The sequence below is a fragment of the Undibacterium sp. MH2W genome (assembly GCF_049340215.1).
Classification (GTDB): Bacteria; Pseudomonadota; Gammaproteobacteria; order Burkholderiales; family Burkholderiaceae_D; genus Undibacterium.
On the sequence record NZ_JBMPPA010000009.1, the window covers coordinates 107922 to 128886 of the forward strand.

The window sequence follows — 20965 nt, forward strand, 5'->3', positions numbered from 1 at the left end:
GAAGAAAAAATAAAAACGCAGGACATTCAATATGTCCTGCGTTTTTTTTCGTTCAATCCACTTGGATCGCACGGGTAATGTCATGCCATTATGGCTTTACAACATTACGATTGAGATGCCCTCTGCCGATATCGCGACCATCCACACACCGCCGTACCACTTAGCAACGCCAGAATGAGGATGCCTAGGTTGCCCCATCGGATATACGGTGTCATACCGCCATAGCCCTGAACGGCGGCTTGCAAGACACCACGCTGTAAATGTGGCAACTGTGCCTGTACGTGCGCATGTGCATCCAACACAACCGTTGCACCAGTATTGGTTGCGCCAATCCACGGACGTCCCGTCTCTAACACGCGCATTTGTGCAAATTGCAAATGCTGCGGCATCGCGACGGAATCACCGTACCACGCAAGATTAGAGGCATTGAGCAAGATACTCGCCATCGGCTGACCTGACGATTGTTGGTGCGCTAACTGCGCGGCAATTTCTTCACCAAATAAGCTTTCGTAGCAAATATCGGGCATCACAAACTGATCTCCGACCGCCATCGGCGCCTGTAGCATACCTGCCGTCGATAAATCCCCCATGGGAATCTGCATCATGCGTACAAACCACCGGAAGCCAAAGGGAATGAATTCGCCAAACGGCACCAAGTGATGTTTGTCATAGCGATAAGCTTGATTTGCATACTGAGGTGAAAATCCCAAGAGGCTGTTGGTATAGCGGTCTTCACTGTCCTGAATGACTAATCCCAACAGCATGGCACTACGTGTCTGTTGTGCGTAAGCATTCAGGCGAGGTAAAAAATCTCGCGGCAATGCGGAGGTCACAATAGGAAACGCGGTCTCTGGCGTCACAATGAGATCGGCAGGTGCGGCAGTGAGCATGTCGCGGTACAACGCCAACGATTCACTGAGATGCTCCGGATCAAACTTCATGTCCTGCGCAACGTTGCCTTGTAAAAGGCGGACATTCAGGGGCTTGCCTATCGGTTGTGTCCACTCCACTTGATGCAACAACGCCCCTCCGCCCACGATCACCACCGTCAGTACACCTGAGACAACGAGCGGTGTTCGGCGTAATCCGGTCATTCCCAACCACGCTATCATCCCCGACAACACCGCAGAAAAGAGACTCAAACCATACACACCAACGACAGGCGCAAATCCAGCCAGAGGGGTATTGGTATAGGCATAACCAGCAATCGACCACGGAAATCCAGTCAACACCCAACCGCGCAACCACTCATTGAACATCCAAAGAATAGGTAATACGACGAGCAATAGCTCGGCATCTGAGAGCGCCCAACGACGTTGCACCCATAATCCGATCGTCGTCGACAGCGCGGCATAGATTGCCAACGCGCCACAAAGCAGCGCCAGCGCCGCGACTGCTAACGATGAAGGCATACCGCCATAACGTACCATGGCGATCAAGAGCCAACTGGTACAAGAAAACAACCACGCAAAACTATAGGCCCAGGCAAGCCAAGCCACGCGACGCGGTGTCGCTTTGATATGTGGTTGAAGTAACAGAGAAAATAACAGCGCCATGCCGATCAACTGGCATGGCCATGCGCCAACAGGCGCGAATGAGATCACATTCAGTCCACCCGCAACAAGCACCAACACCCATGCTTGGCGGTAAGAAATACGTGCTAACAAGCGCGACCACAGGCCCGGTGAACCAACGCTAAGACTGCTCATCCGCGCTAGTCCAAGGTCGCTGTTCTACTTGCAGAATATGTACCTGTCGCGCGTCTGCACGAAGGACTTCAAAATGTAATGGGCCAATCTGAAATTCATCGCCCTTGTGTGGGACTTCGCCGAGGTGACGAGAAACAAAGGTACCAATTGACTCCGTATCGTTGCCTGGCAAACTTACCCCAAGCACATCATTAAATTGCTCCAGATCAGTCAAGCCTTTCACCCGCCAACGCTTACCGTTGCCTTTGTTCTCTAGGGCGAAAATATTGTCTTCTTCTTCGTCAAAGTCGTATTCATCATCGATATCACCGACGATTTGCTCTAAGACATCTTCGATCGTGATTAATCCGGCAATCCCGCCGTACTCATCCACCACCATGGCAATATGATTGCGGTTCGCACGGAAATCTCGCAAGAGCACATTTAAGCGCTTTGACTCAGGAATGTACACCACAGGACGCAGCATATCCCGCACTTCGAATGCCTCTTCGGCGTAATAGCGCAACAAATCCTTGGCGAGCAAGATACCCACAACCCGGTCAGGATCGCCATCAATGGCCGGAAACCGTGAATGCGCCGTAGACAAGACTTGCGGCATCCATTCGTCAATCGGTGTGGAAATATCGACAACGTCCATTTGAGAACGTGGAATCATGATGTCACGGGCGGCGAGATCAGATACCTGGAAAACGCCTTCGATCATCGCGAGTGCATCAGCGTCGATGAGATTGCGTTCTTGAGCGTCTGTTAACACTTCTAACAGCTCTGCGCGGTTTTCTGGTTCAGGAGAAATGAAGGCGGTCAGTCGTTCAAATAAAGACCTGTGGGGTTTAAGGTCAGTCGGTCTGACCTTACTAGAGTGCTCTTGCATAGGAGGCGTGGCGCCGTTGTTTCAATCCTACAGAATACAACAAAACGGGGACTTTCCCAAATTTTGGGCCGCACCCTCTGTTGCGTCGGCATCAACAAGTGCATGGACGTCATACGGACGTCACATTATTGCGATTTCTCTTCGTTGCTTTCCTGCGGGAAATCTTCCGTTCTCATACGCATTCACACACGCGTTCACACACGCGTTCACACACGCGTTCACCATGCACGGCGCAACAAGAAAGCGATGATAAAAAGAAAAGATATCGCTCAGATCAACTCTTCCGATTCGTGAAACTTCGAGTAATGTAAATGGGGAATTGACCCCTGCTGCGTCATGATGTCGACATAGCGATGATTCCAGCGAACCAGTTCGATCGGATAGTGTTTGATACCGCGCTGATTTTGATTAGTGGTTTCGTCCACCCCCTCAATCGTTAAAATCAACGAACTGTTTCCTTCCAACTCTTCAGGCTTTAAGCCATATAGAGGGCTAGTCTCATCAATCACATGGATCAGCGTCCATCCCAAAATAAACAGGGGGTGATGTTCGCGCTCCAACTTGAGATCGTAGATTTTGCGAAAACGCCCCATCGTTGAGGTCGACTCTTGCCGCATCAGGTGTAATTTGGCGGAGGCCTCACTGATGAGGTTGAGGCGCTCATTGGCCATGCGTATCATCAATAATCGCCGTCCATCAGCAATGTGGCTAACGGGATGTTCCGCAAAAACAATACTTGAACGGGGACGAGAAAAACGCGCAAAAATCATTCCCGTTGTAATAGCCACGCTCCCCATACCGACAAAAATTTCGATGCTGGCGACGGTGTGAGAAAAAATCGTCGTGGGGTGCATATCACCATAACCAACGGTCGCTAAGGTCTCGACACTAAAGAAATATGCACCCAAAAAATTATTGGGTTGCATATTGGCGATTGAACCGGGTTCGAGCATGTACAGACTAGCAAACGCCAGATTGAAGATGGTGAACGTCACCGCTAGCGCCGCGAAAAATAAAGGCCAACTAAACGTCATCGCATAGAAATAAATATCCTGCCAGAAATGGCTATGCATGCCAAAGGCAACGACTTGCCGATCGCCCATTGCGATCCTGCGGCCGTGCTGGTGATGTTTAGAGAATAATTTCATTGCTTATTGACGTTCCGATTGACGTTCCGATTGACGTTCCGATTGACGCTCCGATTAACGTTCTCAGTCGCATTTATTGATAAGGATTGCTCAAGCCAAGTCCAGCCAGAATCTCAATCTCTAACGCTTCCATTTCGTCCGCCTCTTCATCGGTCTCATGGTCATACCCCTGTGCGTGCAATACACCATGAACAATCAGATGCTGTGCGTGTTCGAGCACGGATTTTTTTTGCTCATCGGCTTCACGCTGAAGGACATCCGTACACAAGATGATGTCAGCCTGCGTCACTTCGGCATCTTCATCTTCTGTGTAGGCGAAGGTCAATACATTGGTCGCATAATCTTTACCACGATAATCACGATTAAGAATTTGCCCCTCTTCGGCATCGACAAACCGCAAGGTCAATTCAGCAGGAAAGTAAAGCGCCGCTTGTACTGTTTTGCGTAACAAAGGACGCGGCAGGATCTCTTGCAACCGGGTATCAGCGTATTGAACAGACAGGGTTAATTTGTGCTTGGGATTATTTTTTACGGCCATGATGTACTGAGCTTAAAGGGGTGGCGTTTTTTAACATACCAATCGCAGCACTGTTTGCATGCGCATTGGCATTGGCGGTTTCATAGGCGTCAACAATACGGCCGACGAGCGGATGGCGAACGACGTCCACGCTCGTGAACTGGGTAAACGCGATACCACGGACATCGCGCAAGACCTGACATGCATCGATCAACCCGCTCTTCTGTCCACGCTGCAAATCAATTTGCGTCACATCGCCGGTAATGACCGCTTTACTCCCGAATCCAATCCGAGTCAGGAACATTTTCATTTGTTCCGGAGTGGTATTTTGCGCCTCATCCAAAATGACGAAAGCATGATTGAGTGTTCTACCCCGCATGTAGGCCAGCGGCGCAATCTCAATAATCTGCTTTTCAAACATTTTTTGCGTACGGTCAAAGCCAAGCAAATCGTATAGAGCGTCGTACAAAGGACGAAGGTAAGGATCCACTTTTTGCGCCAAATCCCCCGGCAAGAAACCCAACCGTTCTCCAGCTTCCACCGCAGGACGCGTCAAAATAATCCGCTTAACAGCATCTCGCTCTAAGGCATCAACGGCACAAGCGACCGCCAGATAGGTTTTCCCCGTTCCCGCAGGACCAATACCAAACGAAATATCATGTTCAACGATGGCATTGAGGTAGTGATTCTGGTGCGGTGTCCGCCCCCGTAAATCGCTTCGACGAGTCTTGAGTACCGGGCTTTCCAATGAGGAGACGACCGATGCTACAGACTCTTCGTCAGCAGCCGCGTTGTCATCGTCAGTCGTCTTATTTTTCGCACGTCGCTTAGGGGCCACAACCGTGTTATCAACACCCTGCGTTTCATCAATCGTTGGGTTCTTAAAACTCTGTTTGGCTTTTTGTTCTACCAGCGCCAATTGCACTTCATCGATCGAGATCGCTTTTTTGGCGAGCGGATAGAAGTGCGTCAACATCTCTAGTGCCTGCTCCGCATTGTGCCCACTGATGATAAATTTTTCGCCGCGACGGAAAATCGTGACATCAAGTGCCGCCGAAATTTGCCGCAAATTTTCATCGAGCGGCCCGCACAAATTGGCCAGGCGCGTATTGTCTGGAGGTTCAGGGATAAAGTAAGAAACAGGCACAGGAGTTTTAGCCATTATGCAGTCACATTCTCTTCGACTAATTCACCGCGCAAGGAATAATTATAGGATTCCGTAATCACTGTATTCACCAAGGTTCCGATCAATTCTTTACCGCCCGCAAAATTGACGACACGGTTATTCTCTGTACGACCTTGCAATTCATTCGGATCTTTCACCGATGGACCATCAACCAAAATACGTTGTACGGTACCAATCATTGCATTGCTGTATTTTTTAGTATTGGCATCAATCACTGCTTGCAGTGTTTGTAGACGACGCAGCTTTAATTCTGCTGGGGTGTCATCTTCCAAATTAGCAGCGGGTGTGCCGGGGCGCGGGCTAAAAATAAAGCTAAAGCTGTTATCAAAGCCGACGTCCTCAATCAACTTCATCAAGGCATCAAAATCTTCATCGGTTTCACCAGGGAAGCCAACAATAAAATCCGACGACACAGCGATATCCGGACGTACTTTTTTGAGACGGCGAATCACCGACTTGTATTCGATAGCGGTATAACCACGTTTCATCGCCGATAAAATACGATCCGAGCCGTGTTGTGCTGGCAGATACAAGTGATTGACGAGCTTCGGTACCTTCGCGTAGCAATCGATCAGTCGCTGCGTAAATTCTTTTGGATGGCTGGTCACGAAACGAATCCGTTCGATTTCTGGAAACTCAGCCACGTATTCAATCAACAACGCAAAGTCAGCAATCTCACCATCTTCCATCACGCCACGATACGCATTGACGTTTTGACCTAACAAGCTGATTTCTTTGACGCCTTGCGCCGCTAAGCCGGCGATCTCTGCTAACACGTCTTCAAATCGACGCGATACCTCTTCACCGCGAGTGTAAGGGACGACGCAGTAACTACAATACTTGCTGCATCCTTCCATGATCGAAACATAAGCAGTGGCGCCATCCACCTTGGCAGGCGGCATATGATCAAACTTTTCGATTTCAGGGAAACTGATGTCCACCTGCGATCGACCTGACGTGCGCCGGGCATCAATCAATTGCGGCAAGCGATGCAATGTCTGCGGACCGAATACCACGTCGACGTAGGGTGCGCGCTTGATGATCGCCTCACCTTCTTGTGAAGCAACGCAGCCACCAACGCCAATGAGCATATCCGGACGTTGACGTTTCAATTCGCGCAAACGTCCTAGATCGGAAAATACTTTTTCAGATGCTTTTTCACGCACGCTGCAGGTGTTCAGCAACACGATATCAGCATCTTCAGGCGTATCGGTTTTAATCAATCCTTCGGACACATTCAATACATCCGCCATTTTGTCTGAGTCGTACTCATTCATTTGGCAGCCAAAGGTTTTAATAAAGACTTTTTTTTGCATTATTTCTTCTAAAGTAAAAGCGATCACAGCGAAAAAGGATCGCATCAAATGTCTACAGCGTCCGAATCAACACTGCCGCCACTGCGCAATGGATCAATTGGCGATTGGCATGATCGACTGCGAACTGGATGTGGGCAGCGTTTTAGCGATCTCGGATTGCGTCAATATCCAGATTTTATCAATGTCATGAAACGCGTTTTCGGTGTAGTTCACGACCAAATTGCTCGCTGTCACGCTCGATGGCACGACAATGAGATTCGTCACCGAATAAATGCGCGAGGAGACTGAAAGTCGTCGAGATACACCATCCATGGTCACTTTTGCCGGGTAATTTGACATATCAAGGACACCACGCTTGGCTTGCGGTGGAAACTGACGGTCAGCGACCACTTGGGCAAAAACAGACATAGCACATACCCACAACAGCAAAAAGATGCTAAGTCGATAATAATTTCTCTGTCGAGACATGGCACCTCCCCGTAGATAAGGTATTAAAAAATTCAACAAAATCAATTACTTAAAGTCGGCAACTATGACACACTAAACGTATAAGTTTAACACAGACCGCTATTGGCTTCATCAATCCTCCCTGTGACCCGACGAAAGTACTGAAATCTGGGATAATGACGAAAATTTTTGATGGAATACTGATGCACACCCGCTCTCCACGCGCTGAAAAACGTGAATTTGATACCCGCCATTTCCGCAATGCCCTGTCCCAGTTTGCGACGGGGGTGACGGTTATTACTACCCGTCTTGCCGATGGGCAATTTCTGGGCTTGACGGCCAGTTCGTTCAATTCTGTATCACTCGAACCGCCATTGGTATTGTGGAGCTTGGGCAACGCCGCCAGCAGTATGCCTGTCTTTACTGGTAACTCACATTACGTCGTCAACGTGCTTTCCGCAGAGCAAGCTTGGTTAGCAGAGCAGTTTGCTAGCCGCAAAAAAGACCGTTTTGAAGGCGTCGAATATACTCTCTCCCGCACTGGTCACCCCATTCTCAAAGGGGCGTCAGCATGGTTTGAATGTCATAACCGAAGCCGCTATCCCGAGGGCGATCATGTGATTTTTGTCGGTGAAGTGGAGCATTGTGAATTTACAGCGCAGGCCCCTTTGGTCTATCATGGCGGGAAATTTGTTGCAACAACGTCAAAATAATTCTTCTCATGCTCACTTCTGATTTGGTTGGCTACTGCGCTGCCAGCCTGACAACCTCCGCCTTTATCCCTCAAGCCTTGATGACGTGGCGCGTGAAACGTGCTGAGGGGGTGTCATTGAGCATGTACATTATTTTTATCTTCGGCATTCTGATGTGGATGACGTACGGCATCATGTTGCAAGCATGGCCTGTCATCATCGCCAACATCGTTACACTCATCCTAGCGTCGTTTATTTTGGTGATGAAAATCATCTATAAATAAACGTGTTTATCGGTTCGCTATCGCGCGTTGACCATCACGTTCACAATCAGCAATCAGTCAACGCGTGTACAGCTAATCTGACGGAAGCTTCCCCCGTTAATTTGTACTGAACGCCCTGAATCGGACATGATTTCCTCTGGCAAGGTAAATCCAATATTCTTGGCGATGTCGCCATTGGTGTCCCATTGTAATTTGCCATAGTTCACAGCACCGTTAATGACCCGACCACCAGTACGAATTTGAATTTTCTCTCCGCCATGTTTGTAATAGAGTGAAAATTTACCGGTATAACCTGGACACTCAAATTGTGTCATTGGCGCTGGTGCTGGAACAAAACTCTGACCAAAATGCGTGAACACAAAAATCAGTAGTCCCGTGATCGCCAGACCACCGATCAGCAAACCGTTTTCACGCAGACGGGTGAGTAAGCTGGATATCTCTGGTGAGATGGCTGACGAAGTGACTTCATCTTCTTCCTCGTCATCCTCATCATCCTCCTTGTCATTATTCTCACGCTGATCGTCAGCTTCATCGCCTTCCGCTTGCTCTCGGTCCACCTGTGCAGTCGTCGTGGCAGCCAAAGGTACATCGAGTGGCGCATGAGCCAACGCCTGCTGCGGCACATCAACGCTTGTCTGTAATTGCGCAGGCGGTATTTCCGTCTGCATTCCTGCGTTCTGCTCAGTCAGTGACTCAGACGTTGTCGCATCAGGAGCAGGCTCTGCCATCGCCAGCAATCGCGCCGACATTGCCGATTTCTTTTCAGCTATCTGGTCATTGATTCCCCATACTTGCCGCACTTCTTTCACAATCTTGCTTTGCAAAAGAACAAACACTGCACATAGCAACGGCATGATCACGATCAAACCAGGGGATTGTGTATTGACCCACTCAGCGATTAAGGGATCAGCAACAGCGATATCACCAGCAATCCAACCCAATAATGCGGCAACACCAGGTACCAACATTGGGTAACGATTCAGTAATCCTGTGACAAACAAACTGCCATACATCAACAACGGAATACTCAGCAATAATCCAAAGATCAAAAACGTCATGTTATCTTGCGCGACTGCGGCAAGTGCTACAACGTTATCCATGCTCATCACCAAATCAGCAACGACCACAATACCGACCGTCGACCACAACCGATCAGACCCCTGATTGTCTACCGCATTGTCGTTTGATGCGAGGTCTTGCTGATGCTGTTCATCGTCAACCAATAACTTCAGCGCGATATACATCAGTGCTAGACCACCAATCAATCGCAATGAAGGGACAGTCAGCAGAAAACTCACAATGGTCGTCAATACCACCCGTAAAAAAAAGGCGAAACCAGTCCCCATCAGAATCACCTGACGCATTTGACGTTGTGGCAAACGGCGGCACGCTAAGGCGATCAATACCGCATTATCACCACTGAGAATGAGATCCAGAAAAAACACCTGAAGTGTCATTCCGATCGCATGCATGATGCCATCAAATCCCATTATTTCTCCTTTGGACTATCTTCATCATTGACTAACGCCTGTCAATATCCCCACGATGCCAGCATAGAGACCAACACCTGCTGTCACTATAAAAAGTACGGCAACGATGATCGCATACGTGCCTTGTAATCGCAGTGCAGCAGGCAACTCCGTACGGGCTAAGCTGTACAAAAATCCTAATACGACCGGCAACAACAGTGCGTTGATGACACCGGTGGCAATGGACAAGTGAATCAAATTGATCCCTGAACAAACCAATACCCCACCTGCCACAAGCATCACAGCAAACGCCACATAAAACCACGGTGCTTCACGTGGATGCTGCTCCAGCGAATGACGCACGCCAATTACTTCACCGACAGACCATGCCGCCGTCAAACAGACAACAATCGTCGCCACCATCGCACTTCCGGTCATCCCGATCACAAACACCAAATGCCCGACGGATTGACCGAGGACGGCTGTAAATGCATCCGCAATCTGAGGCACCGTTTCTAAGACGACGCCGCGCTGTCCAAACGAGGCGGCAGCGGCAACCAACACCGCCGCTTGCACCAACTGACATAGCGTCGCCCCAATCACCGTTTCTGTTCTGGCGATCTTTAAATGGGATAAGCCCAAGCCTTTATCGAGCAACGCAGACTGTTGATAAATCAAGGTCCAAGGCATGATGCTAGTACCCAAGTTGGCAGCAATCAAATACAGAAAGCGATGGTCATGCAATGGCAACTCCTGCATCTGTTGCCCGATCTGCTGAAGATCCGGATGCGCCTTCCAAGCAACAAGCAAAAAGGCCAATCCAAACAAACCAAATGCAATCGCGATCTTCTCAACAGAACGGTAAGATCCCGTCCACATCATCGTAAAAATCAATACAACAACCAGTGCGATCGTTTGCCAAATCGGAACGCCCAGCAATTGTCCCGCGCCCGCCAATCCACTCATTTGTGTTAACAACGCACCAAAACAACTCATCATCAGCGTCAACAACGACAAAAAAGCCGCCCCTCGACCAAACCGTTGTCGTATCAGTTCGCCATACCCTTTTCCTGTGCCCAGCGCCAGTCGGATGGAGAGTTCTTGCGCCATGTAAAGCAAAGGAATCAATACCATTTGCAGCAACAACAACCGATAACCCCACTCAGCACCGCTTTGTGCAGCGGTAATGAGGCTACCGGCATCGGCATCTGCAAACATCACGACCAGCCCAGGGCCGACCGTCATGGCGATGCGTACAACACGTTGACTGAGATGTGAATACGTGGACATGAGGCTACGAGAAAAACAGAACACCGCTGTGCCGGAGGGCAGTAGCGTATAAAAGGCAAGGCATTAATTCACACACTCAGTGCTTGCCTGCGCCATTGCCTGCATTTCCTGCATTCCCTGAAGCGCCGCTATCACTCGGACCTGTTTTAAACTGCCGCAAGAATTCAGCATCCGGAGATAACACGAGCGTTGGTGCGGAATCCGCTAATGAGGTCCGGTACGTTTGTAAAGAGCGATAGAGTTTATAAAACTTCGGATCTTTTCCAAACGCTGCCGCAAAGATCTGGTTGGCTTGCGCGTCCGCTTCACCGCGCGTGATGTCGCTCTGCCGCTGGGCTTCCGACAAAATAATCGCACGTTCACGATCTGCCGATGCCTGAATCTGCTGCGCCCATTCAAAGCCCTGCGCGCGCAATTCTTTGGCTTCGCGTTCACGTTCAGATTTCATCCGATCATAAATCGCTTGACTGGTTTCGAGTGGCAAATCTGCGCGATGAAAACGTACTTCAGTCACTTCAATGCCCAATGGACGGGCTTTTTCGATGACTTCTTTTTGGATGCGCTCGACAATCTTTGGACGCTCTTTGGAGAGTAAGGCTGGCAACATCACCTGACCTAATTCTCTGCGCAGTGATGAGCTAACCAATTGAGACAATTGCGTTCCTGCCTGATCCACCGTTCGAACAGACTGATAAAAACGCAAAGGATTCACAATACGAAAATGGGTATAGGTCTCCACTTCAATCCGCTTCTGATCACCAAGAATGACCTGCTCTGAGCGTGGTGTCAGTATTTGCAAACGACGATCATAATAAATCACCGTATCAAGCATCGGTATTTTGACCTTGAGACCAGGCTCACTCACAGCACCGGTGGGTGCCCCCAAACGGACGACCAACGCTTGCTGGTCCTCTGCGACGGTATAGAACGTCGATGACAGAACGGATAAGCCCACCAACGAAAAGAACGCAATGCCTAATCTGACTGTATTTTTATTCATTTTTTTCTCTCGCCGCCAGAAACGCCATTGACTCCAGTTGACGCGTTCGCGCCATTCGCTGCACCGGACGCATTTTTATCAGTCACCGACATGTACGGCACGACACCTGACACACCTTTACCAGAAGAATCGATAATTACTTTGCCTGATTTTTTTAAGACCGCATCGACACTCTGTAAATACAGTCGCCATGCCGTCACATCTTTTGCTTGCGCATAACTCTGATAGACGGACAGGAAACTTTTCGCTTCACCCTCGGCCAAGTTAACGGCCTGTGTTTTATATGCTTCGGCATCTTGAATGATATGAGAGGCTTCGCCACGAGCACGGGGCAAGATATCGTTATGGTAGGCCTCAGCCTCATTCCTTGCGCGCTCTTGGTCAGCACGGGCACGCTGGACATCATTGAATGCATCAATAACGGCAACCGGCGGATCAACCCGCTGCAACTGCACTTGCGTGACATAAATACCCGATTCTTCTTTATCGAGCAGCGTCTGTAAGAGTTGTTTTGTTTCATCCGCGATTTGCTGCCGCTTATCGGACATCGCCGCCTGAATCGGTGTACGCCCGATCACTTCCCGCAAGGCGCTTTCCGCCGTGATCTTCATGGCCTGTTCAGGATTTTTCATCTGAAACAAATAGTGCCCCGCGTCTTTCACTTTCCAAAACACGACACAGTCTGCCTCGACGATGTTTTCATCCCCAGTAAGCATTTGATCATCATGCGAATTGGAACTGTCCGCAGAACTGGCGCGGGTTCGCCCCAGCTTGAGCTCATTGACTTGTGTGACTTTCGGAAAAAGAACCGTATCGAACGGATAAGGTAAATGGTAGTGAAGACCTGACTCGGTGGTTTCAATCCACTTCCCAAACCGGAGCACCACGCCCTGCTCTTCTGGTTGCACCTTGTAAATGCCAGAAAATATCCACGCAAACACCACTAATCCAGCAATCAGGCTCAAGCCTTTGGCATTAAGGGCAATATAAAACCGGGCAGCGCGCAATTGTGCTGCATGGAGCAAGGTATCCACCTTGGATTGTTCTGATGGGACAGCCTGTTGCTCTTCGGGTGACGCTGAAGACATGATGAAATCCGTTTCCTTGAAGCATAGAATGGGGGCGACACCGTATCATAAACAAAAAATCAACTGTGTCGGACAAAAACACATACGGGCTGCGCCTCAAGCCGATTTTTATGCGACATAGGGAAATACGGTGACTGCTCAAGTGCGGGTTCGTGGAGGTTATCCTTGAAAAAGATACCGTCAACACCCCGCCATCTTAAGAGCAAGCATCTTACTCCGCCGTTCCCTGACATGACAACCAGCCTCTCTCTGCAATGGCGCTAGGCGGCAACGTATATTGATACAGATCAACAAAGACAGGGACAACCAAGGAACAGCAGCGCTCCGCACACTGAACTCCCGCCTTCGCGGGAGTGACGATGGTTTCTTTCTACGTCATCGACCTGCGGTGCTGGACTCCCGCCTGCCCGGGGGGTCGTCATACTCCGCGCAGGCGGAGTATCCAGTACGCGAATGCGCTTACGCCGACAATCAACAATTGCCTATTGAAAACCCTCCCACACCACTGCACCTCATATTAAAAGCCATCCCCCCCCCCAACACCCCACCAACTTCCTGATATTTCTCATCCCCACCGCGCCAAACAGGTTTATCATCAAGCCGATCCCCCTTACCGACAACTTCAAGCCAAACGCCATCCATCATGGGCATTTTCTACACTCCAATCGAACTTGTCGTTAACATGTTGATGTTGTTGATAGCAGGATTTTTCCTTCTGACTGAGATCAAACAAGTCCCTTGGAAAAAATGGCAAGCCCCAACAGCCTTCTCAGCTTGGTGTGCGAGCATCATTGTCTTGACCTTATTGTGGCGCATGCATGTTCGGGTTCAGCCAGACTTATCGCTCCATTTGCTTGGTGTAGCCATGTTTGCCCTCATGTTTGGACGTGCACTCACCTGTATCGGCGCAGCGATGAGCGTCGTGGTCTACACTGCCGAATTTGATGGCTTGTGGATCAATCTTGGTACGAATATCGTTGTATTAGCAGTCATTCCCGCTGTGCTCAGTGATGTTATTCTCAAAAAGACCGAGCGATATTTACCATCTCATATGTTTGTCTATCTGTTTGGAAATGGCTTTTTTGGCGCTTTCGCCGTCAATGCAGCGACAGGTTTGTGTGCGTTGTTCGTGCATAGCCTTCTATTGCCGCGGTTTGCTATTACTAACGATGCTTACGCCTATATGCTATTACTCGCCTGGGGTGAGGCGTTTTTAACCGGATTTTTAATCACTATTTTCGTCGTTTATAAACCCGCTTGGGTATTCACGTTCGACGATCAACGTTATCTACGCGGGAAATAAAAAACGCGCCGATGTCTTGATCAAGACATGGCGCGTCGCCCCCGACTACACAAACAATGATTTCGTTACGCTAATTCACCAAACCATGCACCAAAGGCAGGCAGTTCCAACTCGGTACCATTGAGTGTGCCTGGCAAACCGACCTCTGTAAGTTGACGCGCCCCCTCGGCCTGAGGCCAAGAGAATGACACGGGCTGATCACCTAAATTAAACGCTGCAACAATGCTGGCATGCCCAGGCAGATCACGACGCAATGCCAGGATGGGTTCTGGGGCATCGAAAAAGACGATCTCACCGCGAGTCAGCTGCGGGAACTGTTTGCGCCAGCGCAGGATATGCCTTGCATAATTCAATGCAGAGTCAGCAAGTTGATCCTGCACAGCGACGGCATTGGCCGCATGTTCTGGTGGCACTGGCAACCACGGTTTATGCTCACTAAAACCGGCGTATGGCGCATCCGCAAGCCACGGCATCGGCGTGCGACAGCCATCGCGACCTTTAAACTCTGGCCAGAAAGTGATGCCGTACGGATCTTGGATATCTTCATAGGCAATGTCCGCTTCGGTCAACGCTAACTCGTCACCTTGGTACAGACATGGCGTGCCTTTGAGCGCCAATTGTAAGGCCAGCATCATCTTGGCAAACTGAGGTGTCGCATTCTTTCCGCCCCACCGCGACATCACACGCACCACGTCATGGTTACCAACGGACCAAGATACCCATCCACCTTTCACGCGGGTTTCAAACTCTTCTACTTGAGTTCGAATGTAGTGCGCTGATACTTCTGGCGTGAGCAAATTAAAGCTATACGCCATATGCAGTTTATTGTCGTCGGCAGTGTATTCGGCCATGACACCTAATGAGTCATCAGCACCCACTTCACCAATCGCAATCGCACCATATTCATTCAACAGCGAGCGGATTTTTTCCAGAAAGCGTAAATTCTCTGGCTGCGTTTTGTCATACACATGCGCCTGCATACCGTACGGATTGGTGTCTTGTACCGTTTTGGTATCGCGATTGGTTGCTGGCGGGTTACTGCGTAACTGGCGATCATGAAAATGGAAGTTACACGCGTCTAGTCGGAAACCATCCACCCCACGTTCAAGCCAAAAACGCATGCTGTCCAGATGCGCCTGCTGTACTTCGGGATGATGGAAGTTGAGATCAGGTTGGCTAGCGAGGAAGTTATGCATATAGTATTGACGGCGACGCGCGTCCCACTGCCACGCAGAGCCACCAAATACGGATAACCAGTTATTGGGGGGCGTACCGTCTGGTTGCGGATCCGACCACACATACCAATCAGCCTTCGGGTTATCTCGACTTTGACGGCTTTCGACAAACCATGGATGTTGCTCAGAGCAGTGCGACAGCACCTGATCGATCATGATCTTTAAACCCAAGGCATGCGCACGTGCCAACAAACGATCAAAATCCTCTAAGGTGCCAAACAAAGGATCCACATCGCAATAATCCGACACATCGTAGCCAAAATCTTTCATTGGCGACTTAAAGAACGGAGAAATCCAGACAATATCGACGCCCAGTGACGCAATGTAGTCTAATTGCTTAGTGATCCCTGGCAAATCACCAATCCCATCGCCATTACTGTCCTGAAAACTACGTGGATAAACCTGATAAATAACAGCTTCACGCCACCATTGTGGGGCTGTTGCTGCTCCTTCTATATTGCTCTCTGTGAGTACCATAAGATCCTGCAATAGATGTTGATTGACGATGCGAGTACTCCGACGACACTGTGCCGAGGATATATCACATCATGGTTATTGTATCGTTTATGCGGGCGACGCTCGACAACGGCAGATGGCCGACGTATCAAGTCCCCAAATGCTCATCCAGAAACGCCGACACGCCCAAGAACGCAGGATATTCTGCCGTGATCACATAGGTTGGAATTTGCGCTAGATAGTCCGCGAATCGGCCTTTTGCCTCAAACCGTTGGCGGAAGGTCGATGAGAAAAACAAGTCGCCTAGCTTTGGCACAATGCCGCCACCAATATACACACCCCCTGTCGCGCCTAAGGTCAGCGCCAGATTGCCCGCGACGGTACCGAGCATGCCACAAAAATGGGCCACCGCCTCCATACAGACGGGGCACGTCTCATCGGATGCCCGAGCACTGATCTCTGCGGCAGTTAACGTTTCTGGGGCCTCTGGGTGGGCAACACCGTGCAAGGTTTGCAAGCTGCGATACAGTAGTTCCAATCCCATGCCGGATATCAGGCGCTCCGCAGACACATGCGGATACTCTCGCCAGATAACTTCAAGCAATGCGAGTTCAGTTTTGTTGGTAGGAGAAAAGCTGGCATGACCACCTTCACTGGACAATGCGACCCATTTATCCTGACAAGGAATAATGCCAGACACGCCTAAGCCGGTTCCCGGCCCAATGAGCCCAATCGCCCGATTTTCTTGCGGCTGCCCACCACCGACTTGCACACGGTCTTGCGCGTCGAGATGCGGCAATGCCAGCGCAAGCGCCGTAAAATCGTTAACGACCAGTAAGGTTTCCAAGCCAAGAGCCTTTTTGACTGCAGCGATCGAAAAGGTCCAGTGATTATTCGTCATGCTCACGATGTCGCCATCGACTGGATTCGCAATGGCAATCGCTGCGTGATGAATCGGTCCCTGCCAAATCGCTTTGACTGCCTCACTATTGAGATAGTCCATCATTGCCGCCTCAGGATCGGCATAGGCCTGACAGGAGAGAACGTCCACGGCAACAAATCGATGCGCTTCAAATTCAAGCGCGAAGCGGGCATTGGTCCCACCGATATCGGCGAGCAGGCGTGGTGCTGAGGAATGTTGGATTGTTATATCTTGCACTAGCGTATCACCATCAATGTCGTTTCTCTGGGTATGGCGTGGCAACGTCTCTATTCGCCATAATTTTTATGTAATATTACTACATAGATTAAATCCAAAGTCACACATTTTGGGGATTTATCAGTTAAAATTCTTCCCAGATCTCAAAATAGTTGCAAAAATATTGCAATATAATATATTTTTTACAAATAAGTAGACATCAAGCTAATGTAGTTGAACTACTTAAACGAGGGGACACGAGTGACGTTACGCAATACAGCTCCCACTGGCGAAGTGCCGCCTTTGCCATTGAAGCGACACCACCGACAGATCCGTCGGGTGCTGGCCGTATCGCTATTGTTCGCCCTCGTGAATCCTGTCTGTGCATCTTGGGCGAGGACAATGGCACAACCGGCAACGTCGGCAGCGCACGTCATCACTGACAATGTACTTTCCCCACCTGCATTGAGTGATTGCAACCAACAAGAAACACAATCTACGCTTCTTGCTGCACCGCTCAAAGCCACGGACGCCCGCGCTTATTGGGTGAGTAGCGATACGATCCGCTGGCCTAATAAGACATCCCAAGGTCATTTCTATTTATATGCAGCAACAAATGGGCAACTTGCCCTCACAACGGATGCTCGTCTATCCGGCGCTACTTCGACAATGTCACTCCACCCTGGTCGCGGGGTGCGCGGTGCAGCATCAGAGATTGGGCAGCGTTTTGCCTTCACTGCTCAAGGCATTGAATTACAAGTCAATCTGACGCGTGAAGCGCTCTCGACCTTACTTCACCAGCAACTGCTTCTCGTCCAAGAGGATGATCAGGGTAAAGTCATTGATTCCACATCGCTCCAGACCGCGGGTGTGCTTGATGACCTTTACGAAGCTGCAGGCAATCTGAACGATCTCGGGGTCAGACTTACCGCCAAACTACCCGCATCGATAACCCCACATCAGCGTCTCAGCCAATTTGCGCTGTGGGCGCCGACCGCTCAACACGTGGCGCTCTGCACCTATCGCACAGGGAAAAGTCGGGCCAATGGCATTCAGCAGATGCAGTTCGATGCGGCCACGGGTGCGTGGAAAACGAGCATCCCTGCTGATCTCTCTGGTCAATATTACCGCTACCTCGTCGACGTGTTCGTCACCGGTCGAGGTTGGGTACGCAATGCCGTTACCGATCCCTATTCAATCAGCCTGACCACAGATTCAACCCGCAGTTATATCGGTGCGCTCACGGATTCTGCACTCAAACCAGCGGGGTGGGACCACCACCCGATTCCAACAAGCGTACAAAAACCGACGGATATGGCCGTCTATGAGTTACATGTACGCGACTTCTCTGCCAATGATCTGAGCGTAAGACCCGCCTATCGGGGTAAATATGTAGCGTTCACCGAGACGCAGTCTAACGGCATGCGTCATTTGTCTGCGCTAGGTCAGGCGGGCATTACCGATATCCACTTGCTGCCCGTATTTGATATCACCTCCGTTCCAGAAGCCCATTGCGATACGCCCACAATCTCAGGCAGCGCGGACAGTGAACAACAGCAAGCCACGATTAGCCAACGTGCTGCCACCGATTGTTTCAATTGGGGGTACGACCCCTACCATTACAATGCGCCAGAGGGCAGCTATGCGACTAATGCGGCAGATGGCGCCACGCGAGTGATTGAATTTAGAAAAATGGTGATGGCACTGCACCAAGCCCATCTGCGCGTCGGCATGGATGTTGTTTATAACCATACGGCATACGCCGGGCAACATCCACAATCGGTACTAGATCGCATTGTCCCTGGCTATTATCACCGACGCGACGCGCAAGGGAAGGTCGAAGAATCGACATGCCAAAGCTGCGGCAATACCGCGACCGAACATCGGATGATGGCGAAGTTATTGACCGACTCTGTCCGACAATGGGCCTACGAATACAAAATTGATTCCTTCCGCTTTGACTTGATGGGCCATCAGCCGCGCGCAGTGATGGAGCAATTAAAAACGGTCCTTGCGTTGGAAAACGGTCATCCAGTACAGTTAATTGGCGAAGGGTGGAATTTTGGTGAAGTGGCCAATAACGCGCGTTTTGTTCAAGCATCGCAACTCGCTCTCAATGGGAGCGGCATCGGCACCTTCAGCGATCGGGCAAGAGATGCCATTCGCGGTCCAGGACGCAGCGACGACATCAACAGCATGATGGCTCATCAAGGCTACATCAATGGCTTAGTTGATGCACCAAATGCAGCCGCTACAGTCTCTGCATTCTCGTCGACTGAACATCAACAAGCGCTACTGAAAGCAGCAGATATGGTCCGCGTCGGTTTGGCGGGAACGCTGCGGGATGTGCAGCTCGACACGTGGCAAGGTCGACCTCAGCGATTAAAAGACATCGATTACAACGGTCAACCGGCAGGCTATGCAAGTGAACCAGATGAAGTCGTCAACTATGTCGAAAACCACGACAACCAAACCTTATTTGACATCAATGCCTTCCGCCTTCCCGTCACCACTAGCCACGAAGATCGGGCACGGGTGCAGATTGTAGGTCTTGCACTGACCGCCTTTAGTCAGGGGATCGCGTATTTTCATGCAGGTACAGACATCCTGCGCTCGAAGTCTCTTGACGGCAATAGCTACAATTCTGGCGACTGGTTTAATCGTCTCGATTGGACGTACCAAGATAATTACTTTGGAACGGGCCTTCCCTCTCGACAAGATAACGAAGCGCTGTATCCACTCATGCGCCCCTTGCTGACCAATACGCTGATCAAACCACGCCCTGAAGATATTGCTTGGACACGCGATACCTTCAGAGATCTCCTCAGGATTCGTCAAAGCACGTCTCTCTTCCACCTTGCAACGAGCGCTGAGATCCAACAGCGTCTGCATTTTTATAATACGGGTCCATCGCAAAATCCTGCGGTGATTGTCGGCCATATCGACGGCGTTGGGCTGCCATCGGCACGCTGGAAGTCCTTGGTATACCTCGTGAACGCCAGCCAAACGCCTCAGCACCTTTCGATCCCTGCACTAGAACAGCATGCGTTCACCCTGCATCCTGTCCACCTTAGTGCAGCCGCCGGTGACAAACGCATTACCAAAGAAGCGTCGTTTTCAAACACTGAAGGCTTCGTGATCCCTGCAAGAAGTGCCGTCGTCTTTGTAGAGGAGAATGAGCCGAGACAGTAACCATGTTGGGTGATGCGTAGCAAAATACAGCGCATCGCTATGTGATTGACCCGTATCAGTAGGCACAGTAATTGCATGAATCCATTGCACTGCACCACTGAGAATTAGCCATTTATTTTGGGATGAATGTCGGAGAAAACTGCCCAGTTAATGATTGCAATCTGAACTACTGGTATTACAGGTATGAAAAAGAGCGCAAAAAAAACAGGGGGAAATCGGCAGTTCAAACACCGAAAAGGAAAGAGTAAAAGAGGTCTATTAGTAACGAAAGAGATTATCGACAGAGAGCCTTTTTTCACAGTGAAAAGCCGATAAATAACCGCTTATTCGGAAAATACCTGTGTTTGCTACAAAAAATATGAAAACTTTTCAGCGTTGAGACGAAAATTTTCATTCAACAGCGGTTATTATTAGCGCCTTCGTATTCTTAGATTGAGGAGACAGTCGGAATGGATTTTTCAAATCGCCAGCAAGAGCCGGGTAAGAAGTTCCTCGGTATGGGGCTGGTTTTAGCATTTCACTTAGTGCTGTTGTATGCGCTGCTCAATGGCTTAGGGACAAAGATCGTACAGATCATCCAAAAGCCAATGGAGACTAAAATCGTGGAAGAGGTAAAACCTCCGC

General features: G+C 49.9%; 17 protein-coding genes. 4 read left to right on the forward strand and 13 right to left on the reverse strand.

What is annotated here, in order from left to right; all coding sequences use genetic code 11:
* Nucleotides 1–104 precede the first annotated feature (104 nt).
* The 7 genes from lnt to ACO0K2_RS17620 form a co-directional block, all read right to left on the reverse strand.
* Entirely contained in the window at nt 105–1709 is a 1605-nt protein-coding gene (lnt, locus tag ACO0K2_RS17590) for an apolipoprotein N-acyltransferase (RefSeq protein WP_423021235.1), read from the reverse strand.
* The gene (locus ACO0K2_RS17595; protein ID WP_423021237.1) at nt 1696–2580 is read right to left on the reverse strand and encodes an HlyC/CorC family transporter; all 885 of its coding nucleotides are present in this window, start codon (nt 2578–2580) and stop codon (nt 1696–1698) included. Before ACO0K2_RS17595 ends, lnt begins: the two co-directional genes overlap by 14 nt.
* Before the next feature lie 269 nt (nt 2581–2849).
* Nucleotides 2850–3728 carry an ion channel gene (locus tag ACO0K2_RS17600; protein WP_423021239.1) on the reverse strand — a complete coding sequence of 293 codons (879 nt, stop codon included), beginning with the start codon at nt 3726–3728 and terminating at the stop codon, nt 2850–2852.
* Between the two features lie 73 nt (nt 3729–3801).
* Nucleotides 3802–4266, reverse strand: coding sequence for an rRNA maturation RNase YbeY (ybeY, locus tag ACO0K2_RS17605; protein WP_423021241.1), 465 nt, complete (start codon nt 4264–4266; stop codon nt 3802–3804).
* Nucleotides 4250–5407, reverse strand: coding sequence for a PhoH family protein (locus ACO0K2_RS17610; protein WP_423021243.1), 1158 nt, complete (start codon nt 5405–5407; stop codon nt 4250–4252). Before ACO0K2_RS17610 ends, ybeY begins: the two co-directional genes overlap by 17 nt.
* Nucleotides 5407–6747 carry a tRNA (N6-isopentenyl adenosine(37)-C2)-methylthiotransferase MiaB gene (gene miaB / locus ACO0K2_RS17615; protein ID WP_423021245.1) on the reverse strand — a complete coding sequence of 447 codons (1341 nt, stop codon included), beginning with the start codon at nt 6745–6747 and terminating at the stop codon, nt 5407–5409. The genes ACO0K2_RS17610 and miaB overlap by 1 nt, the downstream gene beginning before the upstream one ends.
* A 93-nt stretch (nt 6748–6840) precedes the next feature.
* The gene (locus tag ACO0K2_RS17620) at nt 6841–7155 is read right to left on the reverse strand and encodes a hypothetical protein (RefSeq protein WP_423021247.1); all 315 of its coding nucleotides are present in this window, start codon (nt 7153–7155) and stop codon (nt 6841–6843) included.
* A gap of 242 nt (nt 7156–7397) precedes the next feature.
* On the opposite strand from ACO0K2_RS17620, the gene ACO0K2_RS17625 reads away from it, so the two are divergent.
* The gene (locus tag ACO0K2_RS17625; protein WP_423021249.1) at nt 7398–7907 is read left to right on the forward strand and encodes a flavin reductase family protein; all 510 of its coding nucleotides are present in this window, start codon (nt 7398–7400) and stop codon (nt 7905–7907) included.
* A gap of 8 nt (nt 7908–7915) precedes the next feature.
* Nucleotides 7916–8170 carry a SemiSWEET transporter gene (locus ACO0K2_RS17630; protein WP_423021251.1) on the forward strand — a complete coding sequence of 85 codons (255 nt, stop codon included), beginning with the start codon at nt 7916–7918 and terminating at the stop codon, nt 8168–8170.
* A gap of 53 nt (nt 8171–8223) precedes the next feature.
* On the opposite strand, the gene ACO0K2_RS17635 is transcribed toward ACO0K2_RS17630, so the two are convergent.
* The 4 genes from ACO0K2_RS17635 to hflK all read right to left on the reverse strand — a co-directional run bounded on the left by ACO0K2_RS17635 (nt 8224) and on the right by hflK (nt 13017).
* A complete protein-coding gene (locus tag ACO0K2_RS17635) occupies nt 8224–9660 on the reverse strand; it encodes a TerC family protein (RefSeq protein WP_423021253.1) in 1437 nt (478 codons plus the stop codon).
* A gap of 24 nt (nt 9661–9684) precedes the next feature.
* Nucleotides 9685–10929: an NRAMP family divalent metal transporter gene (locus tag ACO0K2_RS17640; RefSeq protein ID WP_423021255.1), complete on the reverse strand. Its 1245-nt coding sequence runs from the start codon at nt 10927–10929 to the stop codon at nt 9685–9687.
* Between the two features lie 76 nt (nt 10930–11005).
* Nucleotides 11006–11929 (reverse strand): protease modulator HflC, encoded by a 924-nt coding sequence (hflC, locus tag ACO0K2_RS17645; RefSeq protein ID WP_423021257.1) that lies wholly within the window; start codon nt 11927–11929, stop codon nt 11006–11008.
* A complete protein-coding gene (gene hflK / locus ACO0K2_RS17650; RefSeq protein WP_423021259.1) occupies nt 11926–13017 on the reverse strand; it encodes an FtsH protease activity modulator HflK in 1092 nt (363 codons plus the stop codon). Before hflK ends, hflC begins: the two co-directional genes overlap by 4 nt.
* 643 nt (nt 13018–13660) lie before the next feature.
* Between hflK and ACO0K2_RS17655 the strand changes: the two genes are divergently transcribed.
* The gene (locus ACO0K2_RS17655) at nt 13661–14320 is read left to right on the forward strand and encodes an energy-coupling factor ABC transporter permease (protein WP_423021261.1); all 660 of its coding nucleotides are present in this window, start codon (nt 13661–13663) and stop codon (nt 14318–14320) included.
* Nucleotides 14321–14385: 65 nt separating this feature from the next.
* Here ACO0K2_RS17655 and ACO0K2_RS17660 read toward each other — a convergent pair whose 3' ends face one another.
* Both ACO0K2_RS17660 and ACO0K2_RS17665 read right to left on the reverse strand, forming a co-directional pair.
* Complete coding sequence (locus ACO0K2_RS17660) at nt 14386–16032, reverse strand: alpha-amylase family glycosyl hydrolase (protein WP_423021263.1); 1647 nt, start codon at nt 16030–16032, stop codon at nt 14386–14388.
* Nucleotides 16033–16159: 127 nt separating this feature from the next.
* Nucleotides 16160–17170 (reverse strand): glucokinase, encoded by a 1011-nt coding sequence (locus ACO0K2_RS17665; protein ID WP_423021265.1) that lies wholly within the window; start codon nt 17168–17170, stop codon nt 16160–16162.
* 240 nt (nt 17171–17410) lie between these two features.
* Here ACO0K2_RS17665 and ACO0K2_RS17670 point away from each other — a divergent pair, with 240 nt between their 5' ends.
* Nucleotides 17411–20341: an alpha-1,6-glucosidase domain-containing protein gene (locus tag ACO0K2_RS17670; protein WP_423021267.1), complete on the forward strand. Its 2931-nt coding sequence runs from the start codon at nt 17411–17413 to the stop codon at nt 20339–20341.
* The last annotated feature ends 624 nt before the right edge of the window (nt 20342–20965 follow it).

Bases quoted from the DNA above. Each gene is read 5' to 3' on its own strand.
- lnt (WP_423021235.1), bottom strand. From the start codon at position 1,709: ATGAGCAGTCTTAGCGTTGGTTCACCGGGCCTGTGGTCGCGCTTGTTA.
- ACO0K2_RS17595 (WP_423021237.1), bottom strand. From the start codon at position 2,580: ATGCAAGAGCACTCTAGTAAGGTCAGACCGACTGACCTTAAACCCCAC.
- ACO0K2_RS17600 (WP_423021239.1), bottom strand. From the start codon at position 3,728: ATGAAATTATTCTCTAAACATCACCAGCACGGCCGCAGGATCGCAATG.
- ybeY (WP_423021241.1), bottom strand. From the start codon at position 4,266: ATGGCCGTAAAAAATAATCCCAAGCACAAATTAACCCTGTCTGTTCAA.
- ACO0K2_RS17610 (WP_423021243.1), bottom strand. From the start codon at position 5,407: ATGGCTAAAACTCCTGTGCCTGTTTCTTACTTTATCCCTGAACCTCCA.
- miaB (WP_423021245.1), bottom strand. From the start codon at position 6,747: ATGCAAAAAAAAGTCTTTATTAAAACCTTTGGCTGCCAAATGAATGAG.
- ACO0K2_RS17620 (WP_423021247.1), bottom strand. From the start codon at position 7,155: ATGTCTGTTTTTGCCCAAGTGGTCGCTGACCGTCAGTTTCCACCGCAA.
- ACO0K2_RS17625 (WP_423021249.1), top strand. From the start codon at position 7,398: ATGCACACCCGCTCTCCACGCGCTGAAAAACGTGAATTTGATACCCGC.
- ACO0K2_RS17630 (WP_423021251.1), top strand. From the start codon at position 7,916: ATGCTCACTTCTGATTTGGTTGGCTACTGCGCTGCCAGCCTGACAACC.
- ACO0K2_RS17635 (WP_423021253.1), bottom strand. From the start codon at position 9,660: ATGGGATTTGATGGCATCATGCATGCGATCGGAATGACACTTCAGGTG.
- ACO0K2_RS17640 (WP_423021255.1), bottom strand. From the start codon at position 10,929: ATGTCCACGTATTCACATCTCAGTCAACGTGTTGTACGCATCGCCATG.
- hflC (WP_423021257.1), bottom strand. From the start codon at position 11,929: ATGAATAAAAATACAGTCAGATTAGGCATTGCGTTCTTTTCGTTGGTG.
- hflK (WP_423021259.1), bottom strand. From the start codon at position 13,017: ATGTCTTCAGCGTCACCCGAAGAGCAACAGGCTGTCCCATCAGAACAA.
- ACO0K2_RS17655 (WP_423021261.1), top strand. From the start codon at position 13,661: ATGGGCATTTTCTACACTCCAATCGAACTTGTCGTTAACATGTTGATG.
- ACO0K2_RS17660 (WP_423021263.1), bottom strand. From the start codon at position 16,032: ATGGTACTCACAGAGAGCAATATAGAAGGAGCAGCAACAGCCCCACAA.